Origin of the sequence: Moorena sp. SIO4E2, assembly GCF_010671945.1 — a bacterium.
Taxonomy (GTDB): Bacteria; Cyanobacteriota; Cyanobacteriia; order Cyanobacteriales; family Coleofasciculaceae; genus Moorena; species Moorena producens.
In genome coordinates, this window is record NZ_JAAHIE010000015.1 from 53,159 (window position 1) to 59,926 (window position 6,768).

The 6,768-nt window shown below is 45.4% G+C and carries 8 protein-coding genes and 1 tRNA gene; 6 read left to right on the plus strand and 3 right to left on the minus strand.

Annotated elements, in window-relative coordinates; genetic code table 11:
• Window positions 1–88 precede the first annotated feature (88 nt).
• Entirely contained in the window at window positions 89–2,353 is a 2,265-nt protein-coding gene (locus tag F6K37_RS03125; protein WP_008190525.1) for a RelA/SpoT family protein, read from the plus strand.
• A 184-nt stretch (window positions 2,354–2,537) separates the two neighbouring features.
• Here the strand turns inward: F6K37_RS03125 and F6K37_RS03130 are convergent, their stop codons facing one another.
• Window positions 2,538–3,494, minus strand: a complete 957-nt coding sequence (locus F6K37_RS03130) for a ribonuclease Z (protein WP_287248076.1) — start codon at window positions 3,492–3,494, stop codon at window positions 2,538–2,540.
• Between the two features lie 75 nt (window positions 3,495–3,569).
• Between F6K37_RS03130 and F6K37_RS03135 the strand changes: the two genes are divergently transcribed.
• The 3 genes from F6K37_RS03135 to F6K37_RS03145 all read left to right on the plus strand — a co-directional run bounded on the left by F6K37_RS03135 (window position 3,570) and on the right by F6K37_RS03145 (window position 5,202).
• Complete coding sequence (locus F6K37_RS03135) at window positions 3,570–3,845, plus strand: hypothetical protein (protein WP_287248078.1); 276 nt, start codon at window positions 3,570–3,572, stop codon at window positions 3,843–3,845.
• Between the two features lie 85 nt (window positions 3,846–3,930).
• A complete protein-coding gene (locus tag F6K37_RS03140; protein ID WP_287248080.1) occupies window positions 3,931–4,059 on the plus strand; it encodes a hypothetical protein in 129 nt (42 codons plus the stop codon).
• On the plus strand, window positions 4,060–5,202 hold the full coding sequence (locus F6K37_RS03145; RefSeq protein WP_287248082.1) for an MFS transporter: 1,143 nt from the start codon (window positions 4,060–4,062) through the stop codon (window positions 5,200–5,202).
• Between the two features lie 9 nt (window positions 5,203–5,211).
• Here F6K37_RS03145 and F6K37_RS03150 read toward each other — a convergent pair.
• Window positions 5,212–5,285: transfer RNA gene (locus tag F6K37_RS03150), tRNA-Arg, on the minus strand.
• 75 nt (window positions 5,286–5,360) lie between these two features.
• Between F6K37_RS03150 and moaC the strand changes: the two genes are divergently transcribed.
• Complete coding sequence (moaC, locus tag F6K37_RS03155; protein WP_008182043.1) at window positions 5,361–5,855, plus strand: cyclic pyranopterin monophosphate synthase MoaC; 495 nt, start codon at window positions 5,361–5,363, stop codon at window positions 5,853–5,855.
• Between the two features lie 102 nt (window positions 5,856–5,957).
• Here moaC and moaB read toward each other — a convergent pair whose 3' ends face one another.
• Complete coding sequence (gene moaB, locus F6K37_RS03160) at window positions 5,958–6,479, minus strand: molybdenum cofactor biosynthesis protein B (RefSeq protein ID WP_353837712.1); 522 nt, start codon at window positions 6,477–6,479, stop codon at window positions 5,958–5,960.
• Window positions 6,480–6,571: 92 nt separating this feature from the next.
• Here moaB and F6K37_RS03165 point away from each other — a divergent pair.
• On the plus strand, window positions 6,572–6,768 hold a 197-nt coding region (locus F6K37_RS03165), incomplete at its 3' end, for a 2TM domain-containing protein (RefSeq protein WP_287248086.1).

Sequence of the window (6,768 nt, forward strand, 5' to 3'; positions counted from 1 at the left end):
TGCCACCCTTCTGAGTCAGTACTCATTTTGGTAGACTTCGGTTTTCCTAGACTCCGGTATCTATTTTTTCTCTGAGGGGCAAATAATTATGGACGCGATCGCCACCTACTCTATTTTGAATTTTAACGTCGAGATTCCTGACTGGCTGCAAGATTGCTTAAGAGCCGCTTCATCAGCGGCAGAGGAACCAGTCGGTGATCATACTTTGTTAATCGCTGAGGCATTTAAATTTGCTTACCAACTCCATCAAGGTCAGTCCCGCAAATCAGGAGAGCCTTACATTGCCCATCCTGTTGCAGTGGCTGATTTATTAAGGGATTTGGGAGGCAACTCTACTATGATAGCGGCTGGATTCCTCCATGATGTAGTTGAAGATACGGAAATTACTCCAGAAGAAATAGAATCCCGGTTCGGAGTGGAGGTACGAAATTTAGTAGAAGGGGTAACCAAACTATCTAAATTCAACTTCTCGAGTAAAACTGAGCGTCAAGCCGAGAACTTCCGCCGGATGTTCCTGGCCATGGCAGCAGATATTAGGGTAATCGTTGTCAAACTGGCAGATCGATTACATAATATGCGGACGTTGGAATACTTGAAGCCACAAAAACAGGGTCAGATTGCCCAAGAAACTCGAGATATCTTTGCCCCCCTAGCCAATAGGTTAGGAATTGGTTGCTTCAAGTGGGAACTAGAAGATTTAGCCTTTAAGTATCTCGAAAGGGATGCTTATCGGGAAATTCAGTCGTTGGTAGCAGAAAGACGCTCAGACCGGGAACAGCGCCTCAAGGAAGTCTCAGAACTTTTGCGAGAGCGCATTCAGAAAACCGGTGTTCATTGCGTTGATATTAGTAGTCGCCCCAAGCACCTGTATGGAATATATCAGAAAATGCAGCGGCAGAACAAGGGGTTTCATGAAATCTATGATATTGCTGCAATGCGCGTGATTGTGGAAACCAAAGAGGAATGCTACCGAGCCTTAGCCGTTGTTCATGATCTGTTTAGACCAATTCCAGGTCGGTTTAAAGATTATATTGGTTTACCTAAACCTAATCGCTATCAATCCCTCCATACCGGAGTGATTGGGTTTAATGGTCGCCCGATCGAAGTCCAAATTCGCACCCTGGAAATGCACCATGTGGCGGAATGGGGTATTGCTGCTCACTGGAAGTATAAGGAAACCGGTGGCTCTAATACCACCAAATTCACGGCTGATGATGAAAAGCTGACTTGGCTGCGGCAGTTATTGGAATGGCAGAAAGACCTGAAAGATGCTCAGGAATACATGGAAAACATCAAAGATAACTTATTTGATGAAGATGTCTATGTATTTACACCAGATGGTGACGTAGTCGCTTTGAGTCGGGGGGCAACTGCCGTAGACTTCGCCTATCGGATTCATACCGAGGTGGGAAACCATTGTGCTGGTGTACGAGTTAATGGTGAGTGGCGGGTACTCGATTGTCCTCTAAAGAATGGGGATATCGTAGAAATTCTCACCACCAAAAACGCTCACCCTAGTCTAGATTGGCTCAACTTTGTGGTAACAGCCAGTGCCAGAAATCGTATTCGGCAATGGTTTAAGCGATCGCATCGGGAAGAAAATGTGGCTCGGGGTCGGGAACTCTTAGAGAAGGAACTTGGGAAAAAAGGATTTGAAGCCTTGCTCAAATCAGCACCAATGCAAATTGTGGCGGAGCGCTGTAACTACCACAAAGTAGAGGATTTACTGGCTGGCCTGGGTCATGGTGCAGTGACACTCAACTTTGTAGTGAAACGACTAAGGGAAGAACTACACGCTGGTTTAGACAATCAGCCAGAAGAAAGTGAAGTTATCCAACAGTATTCTAGCTCTACCCCCATTAATCTCCAATCCCAACTTCCTAGTAAGACACATCCTATTGCTGGTGTAGAAGGACTACTGTATCGCCTTGCTGCATGTTGTAACCCCTTACCGGGAGAATCTATTATTGGGGTAGTCACTCGCACTAAGGGGATTTCCATTCATCGGCAAGGATGTGTGAATGTGGAAAATGTTTTAGGAGAAAGACTAGTACCGGTCAGCTGGAATCCCACTGATGTCGATAACGGACGTCCCCAAACCTACCCGGTAAATGTGCAAATTGAAGTCATTGACCGGGTTGGTGTCTTCAAAGACATTCTCTCTCGCTTAAGTGACCAAAACATTAATGTCCGTAAAGCTCAAGTCAAAACTCAGTATGGCAAACCAGCTCTAATTGACCTGTGCATTGATATTCTCGATCACCAACAACTCAACTGCAGCTTTGCCAAAATCCAACAAATGAGCGATGTGTTAAATATCCGACGTGTTTCTCAGGTGGAGGAATGTCATTGAAGGTTAGGAGGTTAGGAGGTTAGAAGGTTGAAGGTTAGGAGGTTGAAGGTTAGGAGGTTTAAGGTTAGGAGGTTGAAAGTTAGGAGGTTGAAAGTTAGAAGGTTAACAATCAACAGTCAAGATTTAACTCAACAGTCAAGATTCAACAGTCAAGATTCAACAGTCAAGATTCAACAGTCAAGATTCAACAAACCACTTCTTTTTCTTCTGAACGTCGTCTAGGCACCTCATAGGTGAAGAAATCATAGGCTAAGATGGTATTTGGGAAAATTGCCCGTGCTTCAAGAAGCAAATCATCTAACCTCAGGGGGTTTCCTGGAGCATAACGAGGACTGAAATGGGTCATAATTAGCTGTTTGACTCCTGCACCAAGGGCAACTTGAGCTGCCATGGTAGAAGTAGAATGTAAGCGCTCAATAGCCATCTGAGCGTCTTGATGGGCAAAAGTAGCTTCGTGAATCAACACATCTCCATCCTTTGCTAGTTCAATAGCCTGCTCACAGAAGATAGTATCGGTACAATAAACCACTTTACGACCAGTTTCGGGTACTCCACACAAGTCAATACCCTGAATCTTACGCCCATTAGGTAGGGTAATCGTTTCTCCCCGTTTGAGTTTACCGTAAAGAGGACCAGACGGAATTCCTAATGCGATCGCTTTTTCTACATTAAACCTGCCCGGTCGGTCTTTTTCACACACTCGATAGCCAAAGGCTGGTACACGATGTTCGAGGGGTAGACAGCTAACGGTAAATTCCTGGTCTTCGTAGACTAAACCAGGTTTGATCGTGTGAACCTTGAAGGGGAATGCCAAATGGGTGCGAGAGTATTTTAGGCAAGCTTGGAGATAACTATCTAAACCCGGTGGTCCATAAATATCAACCCTGTCGATGTTTCCCGCTAAGCCACAGCTTGCCAACAGACCTGGGATACCAAAAATATGGTCGCCGTGGAGGTGGGTAATGAACATTCGTCTGATCTGGCTGGTTTTCAGGTCACTCCGCAAAAGTTGATGCTGAGTACCTTCGCCACAGTCAAACAGCCAGACTTCTGCACGCTGAGGTAAGCGCAGCGCTACACTGGACACATTGCGCGATCGCGTTGGGACTCCGGAGCTAGTTCCTAAAAATGTAATTTCCACGCAGCCTGTTTTTGAATGTTCTTGTCTTGACTCTTCTATATATAGTACACAGCCTGAGTCCGATAGTCTCGAAGAGTGGGTAGGATATCACCGGGTCAGCCATCAGCTTTCAGCTTTCAGCTTTCAGCTATCAGCTTTCTGCTTTCTGCTATCTGCTTTCTGCTTTCTGCTATCTGCTATCAGCCATCAGCTATCAGCTATCAGCTATCAGCTATCAGCTTTCTGCTATCAGCTTTCTGCTATCAGCTTTCTGCTATCAGCTTTCTGCTATCAGCTATCAGCTATCAGCTTTCTGCTATCAGCTATCAGCTTTCTGCTTTCTGCATATGCTTAGATGGACTTTCCTGGTGACTTTCAATTCTCATTAATCTCGAAAATTATAGCGTTGATCACAGTCATGAGGTACAGTATTATTTGAAGCTGATTCCCTGTCTTGATGCAGCGCATCCCTATTACCCATTACCTATTACCTATTACCTATTACCTATTACCTATTACCTATTACCTATTACCTATTACCTATTACCTATTACCTATTACCTATTACCCATTACCTATTACCTAAATGGGTGGTACCAAGCAACAGGTAGGGTTAGTAATGGGTTGCTTTGCCATTGGTCTGTTGCTGTTTAGAAACCCACTGGGGCGTATGGCAGACCTGCGCAGTCGCAAGTTGGTAGTAATTATTGGTACTATCGCTGTCGCTCTAGCGCCTTTGGGCTATCTATTTACCCAGTCGATTAGCCTGTTGATGCTGGTGCGAATGTTTCATGGCATCAGTATTGCAGCGTTTACCATCGGTTATCTGGCTCTAGTCACCGATTTGTCCCCTGTTGACAAGCGAGGTGAGTTAATTGGTTACATGAGTTTGGCAACACCGATTGGTTTAGGTCTCGGACCTGCGCTGGGGGGTTTTCTACAACAAGAGGTTAGCTACACTGTTTTATTCTTAGTGTCTGCAGCTCTAGGTGGGCTGGGTGTGCTGTTAGGGAGTCAGATTCGTGAACCAATCAGGCATGCTAAACAAAAGCCGAGAAAATCAGAATCTTGGTTAAACTCGAGTTGGCAGCTATTGGTCAAACTATGGGAGCTGTTAAGCAGCCCTCCTCTTGGAATTCCAGCTTTGGTCATGCTGTTGTTCGGTATAGTATTTGGAACAAAAGTTAGCTTTGTCTCTCTGTTTATTCGAGAGACTGGTATTAATCTCAATCCAGGATTGTTTTTCACAGCTACTGCGATCGCTAGTTTTGTGATTCGTGCATTAACTGGTCAGGCATCTGATCGGTATGGACGAGGAGTATTTATCACCGCTAGTGTGGTTTGCTATATCATCTCAATGTTGATGATTTCCCAGGCTGAAACCGGAGTTGGATTTTTACTAGCTGGTTTATTAGAAGGAGCTGGCACTGGACTATTCATACCGATGATGACTGCTTTGATGGCTGACCGCTCCTCTGCTGATCAACGGGGTCAGGTATTCGCTGTCTGCATTAGTGGGTTTGATTTAGGGATTGGTCTAGCTGGGCCGATCTTTGGTTATTTCGCTGACCTCTTAGGATATCGAGGGATTTTTTCCTGTGGTGCTGGTATAGCATTTTTGGCACTGATTATCTTTATGACCCAGTCCAACAAAAATTTATCCCGTTCCCTCAGATTTGCCATCGGTCGTGAACGGGATTTATATGCTGTAGATACTATAATGTCTTAGCTTATTAAACGGGCTAGGAGGGATTCGAACCCCCGACACCGTGGTCCGTAGCCACGTGCTCTAGTCCACTGAGCTACAAGCCCTTAACTGCTGCCACTTTTCTGTGGGTCAACAGTTACTTATCATAACACATAGATCAAAAATTTTGCAATACTCTTGTGGAAATCAATCGCTCGCTATCCCATCTCGATAGTCAAGGTCAAGCTCAGATGGTCGATGTTTCTGGCAAAGAGCTTACGAAGCGTCAGGCAGTAGCCGCTGCTCAGGTACGGATGAAAACCACAACCTTCAACACTATCCAAGCTGGTAATGCCCCCAAGGGTGATGTCTTAGGAACCGCTAGGCTGGCTGGGATTATGGCAGCAAAGCAAACGTCCCAACTGATTCCTTTGTGTCATCCCTTGCCCTTGCACAAGATAGAAGTTCAAATTGAACCTAACCCCCAACTACCGGGATACCAGATTCAGGCATCTGTGACTACTAAAGCTGAAACTGGTGTCGAAATGGAAGCACTAACAGCAGTTTCTGTTGCGGCTTTGACCCTTTACGATATGGCCAAAGCGTTGGAAAAGTCTATCGAGATTCAATCGATTCGCCTGTTGAGTAAGACCGGAGGTAAATCCGGGGATTACCAAATCTCAGGGGATTGCTAAGTTAAGGAATCAGCTCAAGTCAAGTTGGGTCAGCACTTAGCACTGATCCACTGAGGCACTCAGTTGCCAATTACCGTTTGAACAGGAAATCTATGGCTCAGATTAGGTTTCTCGCAAACGTGGCATCAGTTCCACAAGATTACAGGGGGAATTTCCCAAATCGAGCTGGTCTTTGATAATCTGCTCCCAACCTGTTCGACAAGCTCCAGAAGACCCAGGCAGACAAAAGATGTATGTTCCGTTAGCCACACCAGCCAGGGCACGAGATTGGATAGTAGAAGTCTTAATCTCTTGGTAGGAAATCATGCGGAAAATTTCACCAAAGCCCTGGATTTCCTTATCCAGGAGGGGTTGAATCGCTTCTGGTGTACCATCTCGACCAGTAACACCAGTTCCTCCTGTAGTCAAGACTACCTGTACGGATTCGTCAGCAATCCATCGGGAAACCACCTCACGGATTTTGTAGATGTTGTCTGGAACAAGAACCTTTTCCGCTAAGTGATGCCCCGCCTGGGTTAAACTCTCAACCAGCAGCTTACCGGACTTATCCGTGGCTTCGGTACGGGAATCGGACACCGTCATGACTGCAATATTTAAAGGAACAAACTGTTTGGTTCGGATCATCTTCAATCCAACATTAGGTTCTAAAATAAAATTAACTGACTAGGGTCGGTATCAGATCAAGCCCCTAAACAACTCAAAACTGACAAATATCTATGCCTCCTCGTTGGCCTCGTAAACCTGACCGACGTGATCCAGCCTACCGTCGTCTAGATGACCGCATGAACTTTGCTGTACATGTGGCAATTTTTGCTGCTTGTAATTCCGGAGTGTGGTTCTTCAAAACTATACAGTATGCTCAATGGACTTGGGCATACTGGTTTACTGGTCTGTGGGGATTGATTTTAGTAGG